This is a genomic window from Neisseria arctica, assembly GCF_022870905.1.
Lineage (GTDB): Bacteria > Pseudomonadota > Gammaproteobacteria > Burkholderiales > Neisseriaceae > Neisseria > Neisseria arctica.
The window spans coordinates 1,357,008-1,378,167 of the sequence record NZ_CP091510.1 but is presented as its reverse complement, the minus strand read 5'-3'; the positions used below and the strand labels follow the sequence as shown (position 1 = coordinate 1,378,167).

19 protein-coding genes are annotated in these 21,160 nt (G+C 49.1%); 3 read left to right on the top strand and 16 right to left on the bottom strand.

Annotated features, from left to right (window positions below; all coding sequences use genetic code 11):
• Positions 1–16: 16 nt before the first annotated feature.
• The gene (gene uvrA / locus LVJ86_RS06335) at positions 17–2,839 is read right to left on the bottom strand and encodes an excinuclease ABC subunit UvrA (protein WP_047760222.1); all 2,823 of its coding nucleotides are present in this window, start codon (positions 2,837–2,839) and stop codon (positions 17–19) included.
• 276 nt (positions 2,840–3,115) lie between these two features.
• Between uvrA and LVJ86_RS06330 the strand changes: the two genes are divergently transcribed.
• Positions 3,116–4,792 carry a SulP family inorganic anion transporter gene (locus LVJ86_RS06330; protein ID WP_200900155.1) on the top strand — a complete coding sequence of 559 codons (1,677 nt, stop codon included), beginning with the start codon at positions 3,116–3,118 and terminating at the stop codon, positions 4,790–4,792.
• Positions 4,793–4,946: 154 nt separating this feature from the next.
• Here the strand turns inward: LVJ86_RS06330 and LVJ86_RS06325 are convergent, their stop codons facing one another.
• The 7 genes from LVJ86_RS06325 to LVJ86_RS06295 form a co-directional block, all read right to left on the bottom strand.
• Entirely contained in the window at positions 4,947–5,648 is a 702-nt protein-coding gene (locus LVJ86_RS06325; protein ID WP_047760221.1) for a hypothetical protein, read from the bottom strand.
• 197 nt (positions 5,649–5,845) lie between these two features.
• Complete coding sequence (gene guaA, locus LVJ86_RS06320; RefSeq protein ID WP_047760220.1) at positions 5,846–7,411, bottom strand: glutamine-hydrolyzing GMP synthase; 1,566 nt, start codon at positions 7,409–7,411, stop codon at positions 5,846–5,848.
• Positions 7,412–7,518: 107 nt separating this feature from the next.
• A complete protein-coding gene (locus LVJ86_RS06315; RefSeq protein WP_047760219.1) occupies positions 7,519–9,429 on the bottom strand; it encodes an ATP-binding cassette domain-containing protein in 1,911 nt (636 codons plus the stop codon).
• A gap of 93 nt (positions 9,430–9,522) precedes the next feature.
• Entirely contained in the window at positions 9,523–9,948 is a 426-nt protein-coding gene (gene nusB, locus LVJ86_RS06310) for a transcription antitermination factor NusB (RefSeq protein WP_047760218.1), read from the bottom strand.
• Between the two features lie 81 nt (positions 9,949–10,029).
• Positions 10,030–10,506: a 6,7-dimethyl-8-ribityllumazine synthase gene (gene ribH, locus LVJ86_RS06305; RefSeq protein ID WP_047760217.1), complete on the bottom strand. Its 477-nt coding sequence runs from the start codon at positions 10,504–10,506 to the stop codon at positions 10,030–10,032.
• Between the two features lie 77 nt (positions 10,507–10,583).
• Positions 10,584–10,907, bottom strand: coding sequence for a DUF2185 domain-containing protein (locus LVJ86_RS06300; RefSeq protein ID WP_047760216.1), 324 nt, complete (start codon positions 10,905–10,907; stop codon positions 10,584–10,586).
• An 82-nt stretch (positions 10,908–10,989) separates the two neighbouring features.
• Entirely contained in the window at positions 10,990–11,874 is an 885-nt protein-coding gene (locus LVJ86_RS06295; protein ID WP_047760215.1) for a DMT family transporter, read from the bottom strand.
• Between the two features lie 38 nt (positions 11,875–11,912).
• Here LVJ86_RS06295 and LVJ86_RS06290 point away from each other — a divergent pair, with 38 nt between their 5' ends.
• A complete protein-coding gene (locus LVJ86_RS06290) occupies positions 11,913–12,083 on the top strand; it encodes a hypothetical protein (RefSeq protein WP_161796042.1) in 171 nt (56 codons plus the stop codon).
• Between the two features lie 3 nt (positions 12,084–12,086).
• On the opposite strand, the gene ribBA is transcribed toward LVJ86_RS06290, so the two are convergent.
• From ribBA to LVJ86_RS06255, 7 genes are all read right to left on the bottom strand, one after another.
• Entirely contained in the window at positions 12,087–13,439 is a 1,353-nt protein-coding gene (gene ribBA, locus LVJ86_RS06285) for a bifunctional 3,4-dihydroxy-2-butanone-4-phosphate synthase/GTP cyclohydrolase II (protein WP_047760213.1), read from the bottom strand.
• A 159-nt stretch (positions 13,440–13,598) separates the two neighbouring features.
• Positions 13,599–14,216, bottom strand: a complete 618-nt coding sequence (locus LVJ86_RS06280) for a 1-acyl-sn-glycerol-3-phosphate acyltransferase (protein WP_047760212.1) — start codon at positions 14,214–14,216, stop codon at positions 13,599–13,601.
• Positions 14,217–14,239: 23 nt separating this feature from the next.
• Complete coding sequence (locus tag LVJ86_RS06275; RefSeq protein ID WP_047760211.1) at positions 14,240–14,848, bottom strand: riboflavin synthase; 609 nt, start codon at positions 14,846–14,848, stop codon at positions 14,240–14,242.
• 72 nt (positions 14,849–14,920) lie between these two features.
• On the bottom strand, positions 14,921–15,400 hold the full coding sequence (locus LVJ86_RS06270; RefSeq protein WP_047760210.1) for an acyl-CoA thioesterase: 480 nt from the start codon (positions 15,398–15,400) through the stop codon (positions 14,921–14,923).
• A 38-nt stretch (positions 15,401–15,438) separates the two neighbouring features.
• Positions 15,439–16,539: a magnesium/cobalt transporter CorA gene (gene corA, locus LVJ86_RS06265; RefSeq protein WP_047760209.1), complete on the bottom strand. Its 1,101-nt coding sequence runs from the start codon at positions 16,537–16,539 to the stop codon at positions 15,439–15,441.
• 61 nt (positions 16,540–16,600) lie between these two features.
• Positions 16,601–18,106, bottom strand: a complete 1,506-nt coding sequence (gene ppx, locus LVJ86_RS06260) for an exopolyphosphatase (RefSeq protein WP_047760208.1) — start codon at positions 18,104–18,106, stop codon at positions 16,601–16,603.
• A 145-nt stretch (positions 18,107–18,251) separates the two neighbouring features.
• Positions 18,252–19,880: a CTP synthase gene (locus LVJ86_RS06255; protein ID WP_047760207.1), complete on the bottom strand. Its 1,629-nt coding sequence runs from the start codon at positions 19,878–19,880 to the stop codon at positions 18,252–18,254.
• A 410-nt stretch (positions 19,881–20,290) separates the two neighbouring features.
• Between LVJ86_RS06255 and LVJ86_RS06250 the strand changes: the two genes are divergently transcribed.
• Positions 20,291–20,713, top strand: a complete 423-nt coding sequence (locus tag LVJ86_RS06250; protein ID WP_047760206.1) for a YidB family protein — start codon at positions 20,291–20,293, stop codon at positions 20,711–20,713.
• 36 nt (positions 20,714–20,749) lie between these two features.
• Here LVJ86_RS06250 and LVJ86_RS06245 read toward each other — a convergent pair whose 3' ends face one another.
• On the bottom strand, positions 20,750–21,067 hold the full coding sequence (locus tag LVJ86_RS06245; RefSeq protein ID WP_047760205.1) for a hypothetical protein: 318 nt from the start codon (positions 21,065–21,067) through the stop codon (positions 20,750–20,752).
• Positions 21,068–21,160 lie beyond the last annotated feature (93 nt).

Here is a 21,160-nt window from a genome sequence, read left to right as displayed (position 1 = left end):
ATGCAGAACAACATCACTACAGAATAGGTTTCAAATATTTCCCAGTATAACTTTCCTTAATCTTTACCACTTCTTCTGGATCTCCTTTCGCAATAATCCTCCCCCCACCGTCACCCCCTTCCGGCCCCAAATCCACAATATAATCAGCGGTTTTTATGACGTCAAGATTATGCTCGATAATCACAATCGAGTTGCCTTTGCCTTTCAGACGGCCTATGACTTCCAATAACAAGGCAATATCGGCGAAGTGCAAACCGGTGGTGGGTTCGTCCAAAATATACAAGGTACGGCCAGTGTCACGTTTGGAAAGTTCGAGAGCGAGTTTGACGCGTTGGGCTTCGCCGCCGGATAGGGTGGTGGCGGATTGGCCGAGGCGGATGTAGCCGAGGCCGACATCCATCAGGGTTTGCAGTTTGCGCGATACGGTGGGCACGGTGTCAAAGAATTCGCGCGCTTCTTCTACGGTCATGTCCAGCACTTGGCTGATGTTTTTGCCTTTGTATTGCACTTCCAGCGTTTCGCGGTTGTAGCGTTTGCCGTGGCACACTTCGCAGGGAACGTATACGTCGGGCAGAAAGTGCATTTCCACTTTAATCACGCCGTCGCCCTGGCAGGCTTCGCAGCGGCCGCCTTTAACGTTGAACGAGAAGCGGCCGACGCTGTAACCGCGTTCGCGCGACAGCGGCACGCCGGCAAAGAGGTCGCGAATGGGGGTGAACAGTCCGGTATAGGTCGCAGGGTTGGAGCGCGGTGTGCGGCCGATGGGGGATTGATCGACGTTGATGACTTTATCGAGATGCTCCAATCCGCTGATTTCGTCGTAGGGTGCGGGTTCTTCGTGGGCGCGGTTGAGTTCGCGGGCGGTGATTTTCGCTAGTGTGTCGTTAATCAGGGTGGATTTGCCGCTGCCTGAAACGCCGGTAATGCAGGTAATCAAACCCAGCGGCAGTTCCAGCGTCACGTTTTTCAGATTGTTGCCGCGTGCGCCTTTGAGCACCAGCATTCTGTCGGGATCGACAGGGGTTCTTTCAGACGGCACGGTAATGGCTTTTTTGCCGCTGAGGTATTGTCCGGTAACGGATTGCTCGCAGGCAGCCACTTTTTCGGGAGTGTCGGCAATCAAGACCGTGCCACCGTGTTCGCCCGCGCCAGGCCCCATATCGATCACGAAATCGGCCTCGCGGATGGCATCTTCGTCGTGTTCCACCACGATGACGCTGTTGCCCAAATCGCGCAGGCGTTTGAGGGTGGCAAGCAGGCGGTCGTTGTCGCGCTGGTGCAGGCCGATGGAGGGTTCGTCCAATACATACATCACGCCGGTTAGGCCGCTGCCGATTTGGCTGGCCAGGCGGATGCGTTGCGCTTCGCCGCCGGAAAGGGTTTCGGCGCTGCGGGCAAGGTTGAGGTAATCAAGGCCGACATTGATTAAAAAGCCCAAGCGTTCGGTGATTTCTTTGAGGATTTTTTCGGCGATGTGTTTTTTGTTGCCGTCCAATTCCAGTTGCTCGAAAAAGTCCAAGGTTTGCTTGAGCGGAGTGGCGGAAATTTGGTGCAGGGCTTGGCCGCCGACAAAAACATGGCGGGCTTCTTTGCGTAAACGGGCGCCGCCGCAAGCGGGGCAGGCGCGGTGGCTTTGGTAGTCGCGCAGTTTGTCGCGGATGGTTTCGCTATCGGTTTCGCGGTAGCGGCGTTCGAGGTTGGGAATAATGCCTTCGAAAGCATGGCTGCGGTTGAAGGTGGTGCCTTTTTCGGACAGATAGCGGAACTCGATCACTTCTTTGCCGGAGCCGTGCAACACGGTTTGGCGCACTTTTTCAGGCAGCGCTTCAAACGGGGTATCGACGCTGAAACCGTAATGCGCGGCCAGCGATTGAATCATCTGGAAATAAAACTGGTTGCGTTTGTCCCAGCCGTCGATGGCACCGGCGGCTAAAGACAATTCGGGGTGGGCTACCACGCGCTCGGGATCGAAAAAGTTCATGCTGCCCAAGCCGTCGCATGTCGGGCAGGCGCCTACGGGATTGTTGAACGAAAACAGGCGCGGTTCCAACTCTGGCAGGCTGTACGAACAGACGGGGCAGGCGAAACGGGCGGAAAACCAGTGTTCTTGGCCGCTGTCCATTTCCAATGCCAACGCACGCTCGTTGCCGTGGCGCAATGCGGTTTCGAAACTTTCGGCCAGGCGTTGCTTAATGTCGGCTTTCACCTTGACGCGGTCAATCACCACGTCGATATTGTGTTTGATGTTTTTTTCCAGCTTGGGAACTTCGTCCAACTGATAAACTTCGCCGTCCACACGCACGCGGGCGAAGCCTTGCGCTTGCAGGTCGGCAAAAAAATCCGCGAATTCGCCTTTGCGTTCGCGCACGGCGGGGGCGAGTATCATGACGCGGGTGTCTTCAGGCAGCCCCAAAACATGATCGACCATTTGCGATACGGTTTGGCTGCTCAGCGGTAGGTTGTGTTCGGGGCAATGCGGTGTGCCGACGCGGGCATAGAGCAGGCGCAGGTAGTCGTGGATTTCCGTTACCGTGCCGACGGTAGAACGCGGGTTGTGGCTGGTGGATTTTTGTTCGATGGAAATGGCGGGCGAAAGGCCTTCGATCAAATCGACATCGGGCTTGTCCATCATCTGCAAAAATTGGCGCGCATAGGCCGAAAGGCTTTCCACATAGCGGCGTTGGCCTTCGGCATAGAGCGTATCGAAGGCAAGCGAAGATTTGCCGCTGCCGGACAATCCCGTTACCACGACCAGTTTATGGCGGGGAATATCGAGATCGATGTTTTTCAGATTGTGGGTGCGTGCGCCGCGGATGCGGATGGTGTCGTTGTCGGCCATATTGGTTGCTTTCTTTACCGCTGGATTTTTAGTCGAAGGAATAGGCAATTATAGCATTTTTAAGCGTTTTGATTGGATGCAGTTAACAGATTTGAAGGCCGTCTGAAAAGGTTTCAGACGGCCTTTTGAGGAAGGTGTGAAATCAAGGCAATTTATGCTGTAACGATATGCAAAAAGAGCATGAAACGGCTTGAAGTAACAATACGGTACGGCATACTCTGTTTCACTATATAATAAGAAAATTTTGCGATATTTTACAGAATAGCTGCCTGAACCATGATGAAATTTACTACCCGTTTTAATCCGAAATTGTTCGAGCTTACGCAGGGTTATCCTCGCCGGCGTTTGATTAAAGATTTAGGCGCGGGCCTGACCGTGGCTGTGGTTGCGTTGCCGTTGGCTATGGCATTTGCGATTGCTTCTGGGCTAAAGCCTGAAGCAGGGCTGTTTACGGCGATTATCGGCGGTTTTCTGATTTCGCTTTTTAGCGGCTCAAGAGTGCAAATCGGCGGCCCGGCGGGGGCGTTTATCGTAATTGTGTACGGTATTGTCGAGCAATACGGCGTAGGCGGGCTGTTGCTGGCAACGTTTATGTCGGGCGTGATGCTGTGGCTGATGGGTTTTTTGCGGATGGGCGTGCTGATTAAATTTATTCCCGTGGCAGTGATTATCGGCTTTACTAACGGGATTGCGGTATTGATCGGGCTTTCACAGATTAAGGATTTTTTTGGCTTGAAGGTGGCAGGCAAAATGCCCGCCGAGTTTTTCGCTATGCTAAAAACGCTTTGGCAGGCATTGCCTAGTTGGAATCCGCAGGCTTTGGGTGTGGCTTTGCTTTCATTGGCGATCATTATTATGTGGCAGTGGCGTGCCAAAAAAAATGCAGTGGCATTTGATAAAGCGGGATTGTTGCCGAGGGTGTCGGGTTCGTTGGCTTTGATACCCGGATCGATTGTGGCCTTGGTTGCGGCAACGCTGATGGTGCAGTTTTTCGGTTTGCAGGTGGAAACGATCGGCAGTAAGTTTAATGGTATTCCGCAGGGTTTGCCGGAAATTACTATTCCGAATTTTAGTTGGAATGAGATTAAAGGCCTGTTTCTTCCTGCCGCTACGCTGGCAGTATTGGGTGCAATTGAATCGCTGTTGTGCGCGCGCGTGGCAGACAGCATGATACGGGATAAGCATGATTCCAATCAGGAATTGTTGGCACAAGGCTTTGCCAATATGGTGGTGCCGTTTTTCGGCGGTATGCCGGCTACCGGTACGATTGCGCGTACTGTGACCAATATTAAAAACGGCGGCGGCAGCCCGATTGCCGGTATGGTACATGCTTTGGCGTTGTTGGTTGTGGTGTTGGCGGCCGCACCGTTGGCACAATATATTCCGTTGGCGGCTTTATCGGCAATTTTGATGTTTGTCGCTTGGAATATGGGAGAGTGGAGGGAGTTTGCCCGTTTGCGTACATTCCGTTTGCCGTATCGGATTATTTTGTTGTCGGTATTCGTTTTGACGGTGGTAGTAGACTTGACTGTGGCGGTGCAAGTGGGCATTTTCTTTGCCTGTTTTATTTTCATTTACCGTATTTCCAGTCTTTCGACTGCCGAAGCATTCAAGCTGCCTGATGATTTTGCTGCCGAAGGGGTGGCTGCTTATAGGCTGACAGGTGCTTTGTTTTTCGGGGCCGTAAAGTTTGTAGACGAGTTATTGGTGAATGTGCCTAAACGGGCGTTGGTATTGGATTTTTCGGGGGTGATTTATATTGATTCGTCCGGCGAGGAATCTTTGGAAGAACTACTGGAGCTTTATCAGGAAAAGAATATTCCGATTTTGATTTACGGTTTGCGCCAACAGCCGCAAGATTTGTTAAAACGCACACGCTGGTTGCAGCGTTTGGGTGAGGGCCATGTTTTCAGTGATATGGCAGATTTGCAGGCGTGGTTGGCAAAATATTAGAAGGTCTTTGGCTTGAAGCGTATGGTGTGGCAAATTAATTTTCAGACGGCTTGTTTGTTATGACCGATATCATAATTAACAGGGGCTTCCGTAGTATTACATGCGACGGAGGCTCCTGTTTTTCATGTTGTTTACCGAATAAGATGATTAGGATTTAATTATTGGCTGTGGAAACCATCTTGATACAGTAACCTTTCAGTGTCGTTCGGTTTAAGAATACGAAGCTATCGTTACGGTAAAGCTTTTCAGCGAGAATGTAATCGTTATTGTTTACTTTCAATATGTAATAGGGTTTTCCTTCATAATGGATGACTGCATAATCCGTGTATAGATAAGGGCGGACTAGCCCGATAATAAAAGCGAAGCTAAGAAAATATATGACTAAGAAACCCATTAAGGTAAATATAAACGACTCTGATTTTTTAAAATGGCGGTAATCTATTGAAAAAAGTGTGCCCGCTCTGTGAAAAACGCATGGTAATGTGATAGCAAGGCATAAGTAGAGTAAAAAGAAATACAGGGGCGGCCTACCGATAAAAATGTACATACCCGCCATGCTGACTAAGAAAAGAATCGACAAAATGGTTAGGATGCGTATAGAACCGATCAGTGTTAATTTGCGGCTGATGGCGTTGCGCATAAGATAAAGACCGATAAAATAACCTATGGCTAATAATATAGTCATCACCAATACATAAGCCAAACTGGTTGCGATGTTGCTACCGCCTACTTCGATATACCACCAAGGATAGCCATAGGTTAATGCGGTACCCCAACCGTAGGTATAAGCAGTACCCCAGCAAAGAACGGTAATAAAAATAGAAGAATGAATTAGCTTATTAAACTGAGTAATCATAATCCTTATTATATTATATTGAAACTTTAAAGTAATAATACTACAAATTATTATCAGTGCTTTCAATATATCTTGTATTGTTTATTAGTATAAAATAGTAATCTTTTGTTAAAAAATATAATAAAATAGCCAAGCTTCAAAATAAAGGAGCTTGGCTGTTTGATTTGTTTATCAGGGGTTTAACGATTATTAACTGTTTATTCCCACTCAATCGTAGCAGGCGGTTTGCCGCTGACATCATAAACCACGCGGTTGATGCCGCGTACTTCGTTGATGATACGGTTGGAAACCCGACCAAGCAGGCTGTATGGTAGTTCCGCCCAGTGTGCGGTCATGAAATCGCTGGTTACGACAGCACGCAGAGCCACCACATATTCATAAGTGCGTCCGTCGCCCATCACGCCTACTGATTTTACCGGTAGGAATACGGCGAAAGCCTGACTGGTGAGATCGTACCAAGATGTGCCGTTTTCATCGATGGTATTGCGTAATTCTTGGATGAAAATGTCATCTGCACGGCGCAACAGGTCGGCATATTCTTTTTTCACTTCGCCCAAAATGCGTACGCCTAAGCCGGGGCCGGGGAAGGGGTGGCGGTATACCATTTCGCGGGGCAGGCCGAGGGCGACACCCAGTTCGCGCACTTCATCTTTAAACAAATCGCGCAGTGGTTCAAGCAGGCTCAGGTTGAGGGTTTCGGGCAAGCCGCCTACGTTGTGATGGCTCTTGATCGCGTGGGCTTTTTTGGTTTTGGCGCCAGCAGATTCGATAACATCGGGATAAATGGTACCTTGGGCCAGCCATTTGGCATTTTTGCGTTTGGCGGCTTCGGTTTGGAATACTTCGACAAATTCCGCACCGATAATCTTACGTTTTTGTTCGGGATCGGTAACCCCCGCCAGTTTGCCCATGAAGTCATCGGTTGCATCAACATGAATCACGTTAACGCCGAGGTTTCGGGCAAACATATCCATAACCATCCGGCCTTCGTTGAGGCGCAGCAGGCCGTGGTCGACGAATACGCAGGTGAGTTGGTCGCCGATGGCACGGTGGATGAGGGCGGCGGCTACGGATGAGTCAACACCGCCGGAAAGACCGAGAATTACTTCGTCATTGCCGACTTGGGCACGGATTTTTTCAACGGCCTCTTCAATGTAGTTGGGCATGGTCCAGCTGGGTTGGGCACCGCAGATATCCAATACGAAGCGGTTTAGTAACGCTTTGCCTTGTTTGGTGTGGGTTACTTCGGGGTGGAATTGGATACCGTAGAATTGTTTTTCGGTATTTTCCATCATTGCAATCGGGCAGCTTGGGGTATCGCCGATAACGGTAAAGCCTTCGGGCAGTTTGGATACTTTGTCGCCGTGGCTCATCCAAACATCCAATACATTGGGTGTGCCGTCGTAAATATCGCGGGTTAGTTCGCTGTCGATGGTTTTTACTTGGGCGTAGCCGAATTCGCGCTGATCACCGGGGCTGACTTCTCCACCCAAGTGGTGAGCCATAAATTGCATGCCATAGCAGATGCCCAATACGGGGATGCCGAGGTTGAAAATGCCGGTGTCGGCTTGGTAGTCGGATTCATAAACGGAATTGGGGCCGCCTGAAAGAATAATGCCTTTGGGGGCAAACGCTTTGATTTCTTCCAAAGGCATATCGTAAGAGTGCAGCTCGCAGTACACATGTGCTTCTCGTACGCGGCGGGCAATCAGCTGCGTGACTTGGGAACCGAAGTCTAGAATGAGGATTTTATCTTGGGTCATGATGATTTTTCCGCAAAGAAAGGGATAGTGGAAAATTTGTGCCGAATTGTATCATAAAGCCGTCTGAAAAAGGATTTCAGACGGCGTGTTGCTTGTTGGGGCAAATATCAGATATGGCCGTTTTGCTTGGCTTCCAGTATTTCCCAGCGCTCTAGTTTTTCCAAAAGCTGTATCTCGATTTCTTCGGCGCGTGCTTGTAATGCGGCGGCTTGTTCGTAATCTTTGAAGATTTCGGGATCGGAGAGGCGAGCATTCAAATCATTTTGCTCGGTTTCCAATGCGGCGATTTCGTCGGGCAGTGCATCAAGTTCGCGTTGTTCTTTGTATGAGAGCTTAACGGTGCGGTTGGCTTTAGGGCGGCTTTTTTCTGTTTCGGTGCCGTTTGTATTTTTCGGTGCGGCGGCGGTTTCGAGTTGCTGTTCGCGGTTTTTGGCATCGAGATAGTCTTGGTAGCCGCCTATATATTCTTTTAGACGGCCTTCTCCTTCAAAAACGATGCTTTGGGTAATCACGTTGTCGAGAAACATACGGTCGTGGCTGACGAGAAATACGGTGCCGTTGTAGTCGCGCAGCAATTCTTCAAGCAGCTCTTGCGTGTCGATATCGAGGTCGTTGGTAGGTTCGTCGAGTATCAGGATGTTGGCCGGACGGGTAAATAGTTTGGCCAAAAGCAGACGGTTGCGTTCACCGCCGGAAAGTGAGGAAACCGGGCTTTGCGCGCGGGCAGGGTGGAAGAGGAAGTCTTCCAGATAGCTCATCACATGTTTTTTCTTACCGCCTATTTCTACATAATCGTTACCTTGGCCGAGTGTGTAGAAAACGGTGTCGTTTTCGTTGAGTGAACTACGGAATTGGTCGAAGTAGGCGACTTCTTGTTTACTACCGATACGGATGCGGCCGCCGGTAGGTTGCAACTCTCCTAAAATCAGTTTAAGGAAAGTGGTTTTTCCGATGCCGTTGGGGCCGATTAAGCCGATTTTGTCGCCGCGTTGGATAATGGCGGAAAAATTATCCATGATGACTTTGTCGCCGTATCGGAAGCCGGCATGTTCCAGCTCTGCAATGATTTTGCCGCTTTTTTCGCCGGTATCCAGTTTGAAATTGACCTGGCCTTGCACGTTGCGGCGCTCGGCACGTTGGCGGCGGAGCTCTTCCAAGCGGCGTACCCGGCCTTCGTTACGGGTGCGGCGGGCTTCAATACCTTTTCGTATCCAAGCTTCTTCTTGGGCATGGAATTTATCGAAAAGGCGGTTGTGTTCGGTTTCGACGGCCAGCTCTTCGGCTTTTTTCTCGCTGTATTTGGCAAATGAGCCGGGATAGCTGCGCAAAATGCCTCTATCAAGTTCGACGATGCGGTTGGCTGTATTATCTAGAAAACGGCGGTCGTGGGTGATGACCACCATGCTGCCGGTGAATTGCTTCAGCAGGTTTTCCAGCCAGATGATGGCGTCTATATCAAGATGGTTGGTCGGCTCATCCAGTAGTAATACATCGGGTTTCTGTACCCATGCCTGAGCCAGTGCCACACGTTTTTTTTGGCCGCCCGAAAGATTACCGATAAGTTCGTTTTCGGGTAGCCCTAATTCTGAAATAGTTTGTTTGATGGCGGCATCGAACTGCCAGCCGTTTTTTGTTTCAAGTGCAGTTTGCAACTCGTTTAATTCTTTGAGGAGCTGTTCGTTATGGTTTTGTGCAAGTTGAAGGCTGATGTGGTGATAGCGGCGCAATAGGTCGCGCACTTCTCCAAGGCCTTCGGCAACAACATCAAAAACGCTGCTGTTTTCGTCGAAGAAAGATTCTTGCGGTACGTAAACGATTTTGAGATTGTTTTGAATAATGATTTGGCCGTCATCAAGTTTTTGTACACCGGCCAAGATTTTCAAAAAAGATGATTTGCCGGCACCGTTTCGCCCGATCAAGCCGATTTTTTCACCGCTGTCCAGCTGGAAAGAGGTTTTGTCGAGAAGGGGGACATGGCCGACGGCAAAAGAGGCGTTTTCTACGGAAAGAATGTTCATAATGAATGATGATGGCTGATAGAGCAGTATTGGTGCGGCAAATAGGCCGTCTGAATAATGGGATCAGGTTTCAGACGGCCTTGCGGATATATTTTAAGCGCGTTTCGGATCGTTGGGGCGCAATTGTACGGCGAGTTTGTCGAGGATGCCGTTTACAAATTTGTGGCCGTCAGTGCCGCCGAATGTTTTGGTGACTTCGATGGCTTCGTTGATGATAACGGGATAGGGTGTTTCCGGCATGGCGGCCAGCTCGTGGCAGGCCATCAGTAATACGGCGCGCTCGATCGGGCTTAAGTCATTTTCATCACGGTCGAGCAGAGGGCGGATTTGCTGCATGTATTCGCGTTGGTTGGCATTGGCGCCGAAAAAAAGCTTGGTAAACAGTTCTTCATCGGCTTTGGCAAAGTCGCTGTGTTCACGGATGTTTTTGGCAACTTCGGGTGCGGCAGTACTGTTGAGCGCAACCTGATAAAGCGCTTGCACGGTAAATTCGCGGGCGCGGCGGCGGGGTGTTTTCATGTGGTATTTCCTTATTGTATAAAATGATTTTCAGACGGCTTGGAAAAATACAGGCCGTCTGAAAAATTCAATCGGTTAAATTCAGATGTTATTTTCTTCGTTGGCCGCCATAAAGGCATTGACGAGGTTGGCGCATTCTACGGCGACGATGGCGGCATCGGTGGCTTTTTCTTGAATACGGACATGTGCCTGCTCATCATTTTCGGTGGTTAAAATAGCGTTGGCGATCGGAATGTTGAAATCCAGCCCGACACGGGTAACGCCGGCGCCCGATTCGTTTGCAACCAGTTCGAAATGATAGGTTTCACCGCGGATAATCGCGCCGATAGCAATCAATGCGTCATATTTGCCGGCAGCCGCCATATTTTGTAATACCAGCGGTACCTCGAGGGCGCCGGGAACGGTGGTAACGGTGATATGTTTGCCTTTTACGCCCAGCTCTTGCAGCTTGTCGGTGCAGACTTTCAGCATGGCACTGCCGACTTCATTGGTAAAACGTGCCTGTACGATGCCGATACGCAGGCCTTTACCGTTCAGATTGGGTTCGATGATGTTCATATGGCGTTACTCCCTTTGGGGTTGTCGTATTTAGGAGCCGTCTGAAAGAGCGGCGGCTGCTTGGGCGGTTTGGAAGGTTAGTCTTTAGGCTGCCAGTCGCGGACGCTGCGGAATTCGCCGTTATCGTCCAGCTCCCATGCAGAACCTTCGGGATGGTTAATAAATTCGCTGACAGCGGGGTTGGTTTTGGTAATATCGCTGACGTTATAAACCGTAAAATTATCCGGATTGTCGGTATATTCGTCGGTTTCGTCCCCGGTAAAAAAGCGCCAACCGCTGTCGTTTTCAAATACGGGAGCCTCACGGTACATAAACCCGATAGGTTTCCCTTCTTCGCTGACTGCCTTGGTTGCAATACAGCGGCCGAGTGCGGTAGATAAGGCTTGGGCAAATTTATTCATATTTTTAGAGTATGGCTTGTGATTTAAAAGCGGATTTTACACGATTCGCCGCGGTTTCGCACGGCTAGCGGCACTATGCTGCTTAGGGGTGTTTATTCTTAAGAGAACCTAAATAAATTGCCAATAGGGTGAGGGCGGCTCCCGCCCATTGCAGGGCATTGATGGGTTTATGCAGCCAAAAATAATCAATCAGTAGTGCGGCTACGGGTTCGGTAAGAAGTAACAGCCCGGTTAGTGTGAGCGATAGTAGAGGAACGGAATAGGCAATCAAACCCCAAGCCAAACATTGCATTACAGCTCCGTAAATCAAAATCAATCCCACATCATGCCAAGTGGTAGGGTATAGGCTGTCTGCATTGAATATCAACGCCGGCAGTATCAGTGCAGCCATACCGCCGAGGCTGACGAGAAGCATCATTGGAAACAGCGGTATTCTTTCGATTTTGTGCGTTTCACGGATAAAAATCATTGATAAGGCCAACAATGCGCCTGAGATGATACCGCTGGCAAATCCCCAAACAGCATGATGGTTTTGGCCGAATTCGGGACTGCCGATCAAGGCAACACCGCAAATGGCAATAAACAGGCTGGCTACTTGCAGCCGGCTTTGGCGTTCGCCGAAAAAGAAAAAACCGATCGCTGATAAAAAGAAAATCTGCAAACTATTGAGCAGGGTGGATATACCGGGGCCGACGGCGTAAATACTTTCGTGCCAGAGTGCCAAGTCCAATCCCAGAAAGGCTCCCGAAAGCAGGCCCAACTTGAGCGCTTTTTTGCTTTTGGGTATTTTTTGCCCGAAAAAACGACCCACCAGCCAAAAAATCACAGCGGCAACTGCCAGCCGCCAAAAGGCTATCGCATAGGCTCCTACCGGTACGAATTTGACTATCAGACTGCCCAATCCGAAAACGATGCAGCCCAAAACCAATAGCGGTGCGGCATGGTGGTTGGCTGTGGCGTGGTTCATCGTGTTTCCTTAATATGATGGTATGCATTGGCTGCGGTATGACCGTTTGGCTTGGCCGTAATTATTTGGGGCGTTTGGTCATATTCCGCAGCCGGTTGAACAACGGCAATAAGTTGTTTCACGGATTTTCAGGCCGTCTGAAAAGTACCGGTTTCCTAAAGCAAGAGTGTACTTTGGGTCGAATTTTAGGTACCGCTAAATATCAGTAAGGTTTATCGGTTGTAGGTTTTGAAGCCGACAACTTCCAAACCGAAGCCTGTTAATCCGTTGAGTGCGGAGGGTTTGCCCATCACACGCATTTTTTTTACATTCAGCCCGGCCAGAATTTGTGCGCCGATACCGTAGGTTTTTCTGTCCCACTTTTTGACTTGGAATGCGTTTTTTGGCAGGGTCCGTTCAAGTAGGGCACTGCCGTCTTCGGTACGGTGCAACAGGATAACCACACCCGCTTCAGCGTTTTGAATGTGGGTAAGTGCTTCGGGCAACGGCCAGCTATGGTTGGGGTCGGCTTGCAGAAAATCCATCACACTGAATGGTTCGTGAACGCGAACCAGTGTTTCTGCGGCTGTTTCGGGATTGCCTTTTACTAGTGCAAGATGGGTTTCGCCCGACAGTTTGTCTACATATACATGCTGTTGGAACGACCCCCAAGGGGTTTGGACGAGTGTGTCGCCCATTTCCTCGAGCAGGCTTTCGTTGCGGCTGCGATATTCGATGAGATCGGCAATCGTACCGATTTTAATGTCGTGTTCTTTGGCGAATTGAATCAGTTCGGGCATACGCGCCATGGTGCCGTCGTCATTCAGAATTTCGCAAATCACGCCGGCGGGAATCAAACCGCTCATTTGGGCAAGGTCTACCGCTGCCTCGGTATGGCCTGCGCGCACCAATACACCGCCTTTTTGCGCGCGAAGGGGAAAGATATGGCCGGGCTGTACGATATCTTCGGCTTTAACAGTGGGAGAAACGGCAGTCAGGATAGTATGGGCGCGGTCGGCAGCGGAAATCCCGGTGGAAATGCCTTCGGCGGCTTCAATGGAAACGGTGAAATTTGTACCGTATTGAGCACCGTTTTTTTGAGTCATCTGCGGCAGGTGCAGGCGGTCGACAAGTTCGTCGTTCATCGGTAGGCAAACCAAGCCGCGTGCGTGTTTGATCATAAAGTTGATTGCCTGCGGGGTAACGAATTGGGCGGCCATAACCAGGTCGCCTTCGTTTTCACGGTCTTCGGCATCGGTAATAATCACCATTTTTCCGGCGCGGATGTCGGCCAGAATATCGCTGATGGGGGAAATTTCGCTCATATTGTAGTTCGTTTCTGATGTGGGGAGTGGAGAGACAGATGAAGTATGTAAACCGTGGTTTTGGTCGAGCCACATATTAGGCATACCAACGGCTTGTTCGATTTTACGGGCTTTTTTTTCGCCGAATGATTTGTTTTTTAACAATGAGGATAACTCGCCTTGGTTGATTTGGGCGGCGGCGGCAAAAGCCGATTGCTGGCCGCCGTATTGTTGCTGTATCCATTGGCGCAGGTTGTGCCGTCTGAGGGTGGTGGTGTCCATACGGTTCCTGTGGGGATTAACGTTGCAGAAGATTGTATGCTTGAGTTTACCAAAAGGCAAATTTTAAATTGGCTTGATTTAATTACTTTTTAGTAAATATTAAAAATAAGGCCGTCTGAAAACGGTTTTCAGACGGCCTGTGTCGGCGGAATATAAAAATCAGCGGTTTGATTTCAGAGGTTGGGATAATCGTTGCAGATGCTTAGGTTGTTTGTCTTGGTAAAAAGCGTAGAGACGGTTTAAATCGGCTTGCAGGTCTTCTCCGGGCATAAAAGGATCGCCCAAAACAATGGTTTTGTCGGCATAGTTCCAAGCGACAGGCACAATGGGAACTTGTGCGGCCAATGCGATACGGTGAAACCCGGTTTTCCATTGCTCTGCGTTGTGGCGCGTACCTTCGGGAGCGATGCCCAGCCAAAGTTGGGAATTGTTGTTAAAAGCGTTTACAGCACTTACTACTAATCCGCCGGCTGCATTCCGGGTTACAGGAATCAGACCGAACCAACGCATCAGCTTACCAAAGGGTGGCTGGAACAGGCTTGCTTTGGCCATCAGGTTGCCTTTTAAGTCGAGGGCCAAAAGAGCGGGAAGTGCGACAACACCATCGAAATTGCTGGTGTGGGGTGCTGCAACTACAACGGCTTTCGGCAAATCGGGCAGACTGCCGCATATTTTCCAGCCAAGCACTTTGAGAAATAAGCCGCCTAAAAAGGCTGTTACGGGATTGTTGCGGCGGGGAACGGATTTCCCCACCAAATGGCGGTAACTGAAGAGCATAGTGAGTGCCTTAATTATTATGATTATCGGGCGGCAAGGATACGGGCAACGGTATCGACCACTGCTTGTGTTTGAGGGTCAATTTCGACATTGATGATGTCGCCAACCTGTCTGTTGCCGAAAAGAGTGCGGGTGAGGGTTTCGGGAATGAGGTGGACATTAAATTCGTCGTTATTCACTTCTCCGATCGTGAGGCTGCAACCGTCCAGACCGATAAATCCTTTAGTGAGGATATAGGGTTTTAAATCTTGCGGCAGTGCGAACCAGATAGTCCGGTTGTGCTCGCTTTGGTCAATACGGGTAATGGCGGTGGTGGCGATGATATGGCCGCTCATTACATGTCCGCCGATTTCGTCTCCGAAGCGTGCGGCACGTTCGAGATTGACACGGTCGCCTGTTTTAAGTGTGCCGAGATTGGTTTTGGCTAAAGTTTCGCCCATTAAATCGAAGCTGGCTTCCCTGCCGTTAAAGTCGGTAATGGTCAGGCAGCAGCCGTTATGGGCAACGGATGCGCCTATTTGTAAGTTATCGGCCATGTGAAGGGGGAGTTCGATGGTATGTGTGCGGAAATCTGGTGAGGGTTGAGTGATGGATGTCACGATCCCTGTGCCTTGTACGATACCTGTAAACATGAATTCTCTACGTGGATAATGTGTTTGAAAGCCAGCTATTGTAGCACTTAACCGTAAGCAGTAGCGGTTTGTTTATTCCGGCTCTTGCAGGCGCAGAGCCTTACGGCGTTCGGCAGCTTCAAACCTACGCCGCTGTGCTTCACTTTCCAGCTTGAGGGGCGCTACTGTAACCGGTTTGCCTTCGTCAATGGCTACCATAGTGAAATAGCAGCTGTTGGTATGGCGAACGCTTTGGGTACGTATATTTTGTGATTCTACGCGTATCCCGATTTCCATTGAGGTGCGGCCTACATGGTTTACGCTGGCGTAAAACGTTACCAGTTCACCGACGTAAATCGGCTCTTTGAAGGTAACGCGGTCAACAGATAGTGTGACGCAATAATAGCCGCTATAGCGACTGGCACAGGCGTAGGCGACTTGGTCCAATAATTTGAGGAGGTCGCCGCCGTGTACGTTGCCGGTAAAGTTGGCCATATCGGGCGTCATCAGTACGCTCATTTGTAATTGGTGTTGTGCTTGGTTTTCGGAATGTATTTCGGTGGGGGTATTCATATGTATATCTTTGATTGTGTTTGCGGATATCTAATGGTTTAGAGCCATTTTCGTTTGTAGAAAAACACCAGTAGGCCGACGACAACAGACACCATCAGCCCGAGAACCATAAAGTATCCGTAATGCCAGTGCAGTTCGGGCATATTATCGAAATTCATACCGTAGATACCGGTAATCACGGTAAGCGGCATAAACAGTAAGGTGATAACGGTTAAAACGCGCATTTGCTGGTTGAGCCGATTGGATTGGAAAGACAAGTGGATATCCATCATGCTCATTACCATATCGCGCGAGGCATCGAGAGATTCAAGTAATTGTAAAACGTGGTCGTAGGCATCTCTTAAGTAAATATTGGATTCACCGTGGAAAGTGGCAAATTCGCCCCGGGTAAGTTGCAGTAATACTTCGCGCAACGGCTGCAAAGTGCGGCGCAGGCGGACTGAATCTCTTTTCAGGCGGTGGATTCGGCCGAGAAGATCACTATCTCCTGCAACGCCGTCTGAAAATAAGGTTTTATCGATAGACTCGACTTTATGGTTGTATTGATCGAGGGTGATAAAATAGTCGTCTATCAAGCGGTCGATAAAGCGGTATGCTAAGAAGGAAGCGTTTTTTTGGCGGATACCGTAACGCGGGTCGGCCAAATGTTCGCGGATACTGCTGAAAAGGCCGAGAGGGCGCTGCTGGAAGGTTAGAACAAAATCATTGCCTAGAATCAGATATACCTGGTCGGAAGAGAGCTTGCCTGCATTGTATTGGTAAACGCGTGTGGCGATAAACAGATAATCGCCGTAGTCTTCTACTTTCGGGCGTTGCTTTGGACTGAGTATATCTTCGATTACCAGCTCGTGTATGCCGTAGGGCGCCAATACTTTTTTTAATAATTCGGGATTATGAATACCTACGAAATGTAGCCAGTTAACTTCTCCGGATGATGCATTGTGCGGTGCTGCCGGTTGTAAAGGGTTGTTTTCCGTGTATAAAAAACTATTATCTTCGCTGGGGATATAGTCGGTTTGAAAAAATGTATCGGCTGAATATATGGTTTGGTGGATGGCATGAAGCGGCACATGGCTGACATCGGTACGCGTTAGCGAGTGTTCGTCTAAAGCCGTGGAAACGGGTAGAGTATTCGACATGGATTATAAGAATAAAAAGTCGTAAAGGCCGTCTGAAATATTTTCAGACAGCCTTAAAATATTATTGCGGTTGTACGGCAAAAGGCATATTGATTTTACGCCATTGTTCACTTTCATAATCGAGAGCACCGGTCACCAAGGGATGCTCGTCGAGCCAGCTTTGGCTGATGCGGAGCAAAAAGCCTTTTCCGTCTTCTTGAAGGCGCAGTTGGGTAAAAGGAGGAAGCTCCAGCGGTAGGCGGGCACGGCAGAATAGCGCGGCCAAACGCAATGAGAGAATGGCAAACCACATGATTTGGTTGTCTCCCACCAAATCGGTCATCTTACGCAGATCGCCTCGGTGTCCGAGTACCAACAGGGAAAGAATATGCTGCTCTTTACGAGAAAAGCCGGGCATATCCGCATTTTCAAGAATATAGGAAGAGTGTTTGTGATAGCCGGTGTGGGCGATATCGATACCGATTTCATGAAGCAGGCCGGCCCAGCGGACATATTGCTGCCAATAGGCCAGCTCTTGTACGGGGGTGTTGTAGGCGTGGCAGATGCTTTCCATAAACATCTGCGCGGCTTCTGCTACACGTGCCGCTTGATTAGGGCTGACATGATAGCGCTTTTGGAACTGTTCGGTAGTCTGATTGCGCATATCTTCATTGAGCTGGCGACCAATCAAATCATAAAACACACCGTCGCGCAATGCCGCTTCGGTCACAATCATTTTTTGGATTTTCAGCTCTTCAAAAGCGGCCATCATCACTGCCAAGCCGCCGGCAAATACTTCGATGCGGTCTGGCTTGAGACCGGCAAATTTGGCTTTTTTGGTATTTCCCGCCGCAACGATACGTTCGGCGATTTGCTGCATACCTTTATAGGTGATTTCTTCGTCCTCACCGTATTCGGCGGCAATAACGTCTCGAATGGCTTTGGCGGATCCGGATGTGCCGACGGCAAAATCCCAGCCGGTATGTTTCAGGGATTTGCTGATGCGCTGGATTTCGTTTTGCGCCGCGGATATAGCCGCCTGAAAATCTTTTTGAGTGATTTTATTGCCGCTGAAAAAGCGAATGCTGTATGTCACACAGCCCAGCGGCAGGCTTTCGGTATTGGTAGGTTGTAAATCGGAGCCGATGACGAATTCGGTTGAACCGCCGCCGATATCGATTACCAACATTCTTTCGCCTTTGGGCGGCAGGGTATGCACAACACCGGTATAGATCAGGCGGGCTTCTTCGCGACCTGCGATTACTTCGATCGGAAAGCCCAAAGCTGCTTCGGCACGGGGTATGAACTGGTCGATATTTTTAGCAACGCGGAAAGTATTGGTTGCCACCACACGTACTTGGTCAGGGCGGAAGTTTTTCAAACGTTCGCCAAAGCGGGCTAGGCAGAGTAATGCGCGCTCCTGTGATTCGCGGTCAAGGTTTTTATGTTCGTCCAAACCGGCCGCAAACCGAACCATTTGTTTGAAAGAGTCGATAACTTTCAATTGGCCGTTATGGTTTTCGCATATTTGGAGGCGGAAGCTGTTGGAGCCTAAATCGACTGAAGCGAGAATATTTGGATTGTTCATGGCGTAGGTGTGGATTGACAAAAACGATTAATGGTAGCTCTTGACGGGCGGATTGTCATCCGTTTGATGAAGCGTTGTTGCAATTCGGCAATTGTAAGGTTATGAGATAAAAAGCTCCCGCAAGGGGAGCTTTTGTTTTGGGTACTCAGACTTTTTTATTGGCCAGTGCGGCTTTGATGTATGCGGTAAAGAGCGGATGGCCTTTACGCGGTGTTGAAGTAAATTCGGGGTGGAACTGACAGGCAAAGAACCACGGATGCCCGGGCAGCTCGATGGTTTCTACCAAGCGCTCTCGTCCGGCAGAGACACCACTGATAACCAAGCCTGCTTTTTCCAAGTCACCGATAAAGTGGTTGTTGACTTCATAGCGGTGGCGGTGTCGCTCTTTGATTTGGTTACTACCATATATTTTGGCAGCTAGGCTATCAGCCTTAAGTTCGACTTCTTGCGCACCTAAGCGCATTGTGCCGCCTAAGCCGGTATTTTCATCGCGGGTCTCGACATTGCCGTCTGCGGTTTGCCATTCGTCAATCAAGCCGACTACCGGATAAGGTGTTTTCAAGTCAAATTCGGTAGAGTTGGCACCTGTCATGCCGGCAACATCACGGGCGTATTCGATGAGTGCGATTTGCATACCCAGACAAATGCCAAGATAGGGAATATTATTTTCACGGGCATATTTTACAGCTGCGATTTTCCCTTCCACGCCGCGTACGCCAAAGCCGCCCGGTACTAAAACCGCATCCATTTCTTTTAAGCATTCGATGCCTTCTTTTTCAATAGCCTCGCTATCGACATAGGTAATCTGTACGTCGGTATCGGTGTGGATGCCGGCATGTTTCAAGGCTTCGGTCAGCGATTTGTAAGATTCGGTTAGGTCAACATATTTGCCGACCATAGCGATTTTGGCAATATGTTTCGGGTTTTCAATCGCATAAACGATTTTTTTCCACTCGGTCAGATCAGCTTGTTGGATATTGAGCTGCAATTGCTCGCAAATAATATTGTCAATACCTTGGCTGTGCAGCATCTCGGGAATTTTGTAGATACTGTCGGAGTCATAACAGCCGATTACGGCGCGCTCTTCCACATTGCAGAAAAGAGCGATTTTGCGCTTTTCTTCTTCGGGTAGAGGGCGGTCCATGCGGCAGATCAATACGTCCGGCTGGATACCGATTTCACGCAGCTCTTTAACCGAGTGCTGAGTAGGTTTGGTTTTAATCTCGCCCGCAGCCGCAATATAGGGAACGTAAGAAAGGTGCATGAACAAAGTATTGTTACGGCCAAGCTGGCTGCGCATTTGGCGGATGGCTTCCAAGAAAGGCAACGATTCGATATCGCCTACGGTACCGCCGATTTCTACAATCGCTACGTCGTGGCCTGCGGCGCCTTCGTGAACTTTGCGTTTGATTTCATCGGTAATGTGCGGAATCACTTGTACTGTGCCGCCCAAATAATCGCCTCGACGCTCTTTTGCGATAACGGCTTCATACACTTGACCGGAGGTGAAGTTATTGCGCTTATACATGGTTGAGTTGATAAAGCGCTCATAGTGGCCGAGATCGAGGTCTGTTTCGGCGCCGTCTTCCGTTACAAATACTTCGCCGTGTTGAAACGGGCTCATGGTACCTGGGTCGACGTTGATATAAGGGTCGAGCTTGAGCATGGTGACTTTCAAACCACGCGATTCAAGGATGGTGGCAATTGAAGCGGCGGCGATACCTTTACCTAATGAAGATACTACGCCGCCGGTTACAAAAATAAATTTGGTCATGATGATTTACCGCTCAATTGGAATCCGTAATTTTACCCTGAACCTTGTCGGCTGGTAAACCGTCTTGATACTCGGATAGCGTCTAAAATAGTGTACCCGTACCGGGTGTAGCGAAATTGTTTTATCGTATTAATGTACCGATTATCGGCAGCTAATGCGCCAGTATGGCCGATGGGGTAATTTGCATATTCGGAGAGATATTTTCGATTTGAGTTTTTAATGCCGCCGACTTGTATGTTTCAGACGGCATAATGTAATAAATATGTTAAATAGGGTGCGGTCTGATATAAATCAGATACACTGTATTCCGTAAATTAAGTATGCCACACAGAAGATTTCAAAACCTGTTGTGACAATTGTTATGGTACCTGTTGCAGGTGTCGTCAAATATATTATGGAGAGTTTAACAAATGGCTTTAATGGATTCTTTGCTTAATGCAGCCGCTTCGGCATTAAACCAAAATACGCAGGGCGGCCAACAGGGTACGGCAATATCTATGGTAATGGAGCTTGTGCACCAAAGTGGTGGTGTGGGTAATTTGATTAATCAATTGCAACAAGGCGGCTTGGGTGGTGCGCTGCAAAGCTGGATTTCTTCCAGTAGCGCCAATCAGAATGTATCCGGAGGTGATTTACAGTCTGCCTTAGGTAACGGTGTGATAGAGCAAATTGCAGCTAAGTTCGGTATGAACGGGCAGCAGGCCGGTGATTTGTTAGCACAGCATCTGCCCAATTTGATTGATACGGCTACGCCTAACGGTAATGCCCAAGAGGTAGACGGCTTCGGTTTGGATGATTTGGCTTCGCTGGTGTTGAAAAATTTAGTGAAGTAATAAGAAGTAATGTTTTCTGAAAATACCGTCTGATTATCAGGCGGTATTTTTCCTTGTTTCACGCCACATTTGGTAATCGCGTAAGGGTGGTACGGGCGGATTAAGGCAGTGAGGACATACGCCGGTGATGTCTTCGTCATCTTCTTCGATGTGTAAAGCATTAGGATCAAATTTGGCCTGTTGCATCACAGCTTGTGCCAAAGCCTGCTCTTGTACGACATCAAATTCGAAAGCGGCTAGGATGTCGTTTAGTAAATCTAGCTCGGCAGGGCTGAAGTTTGCTGTGTTACGGGTAATCAGCTGGCGGTAGTCGGCATTGCTGATTTTCGTAGCGAGTATTTGAGCGTTGACCATAGGGTTTGAAATATTTGGATAAGGTGTGAATTTATATAAAGGCCGTCTGAAAACAATTTTTCAGACGGCCTTTAATTATCAGAATTTAGGCTA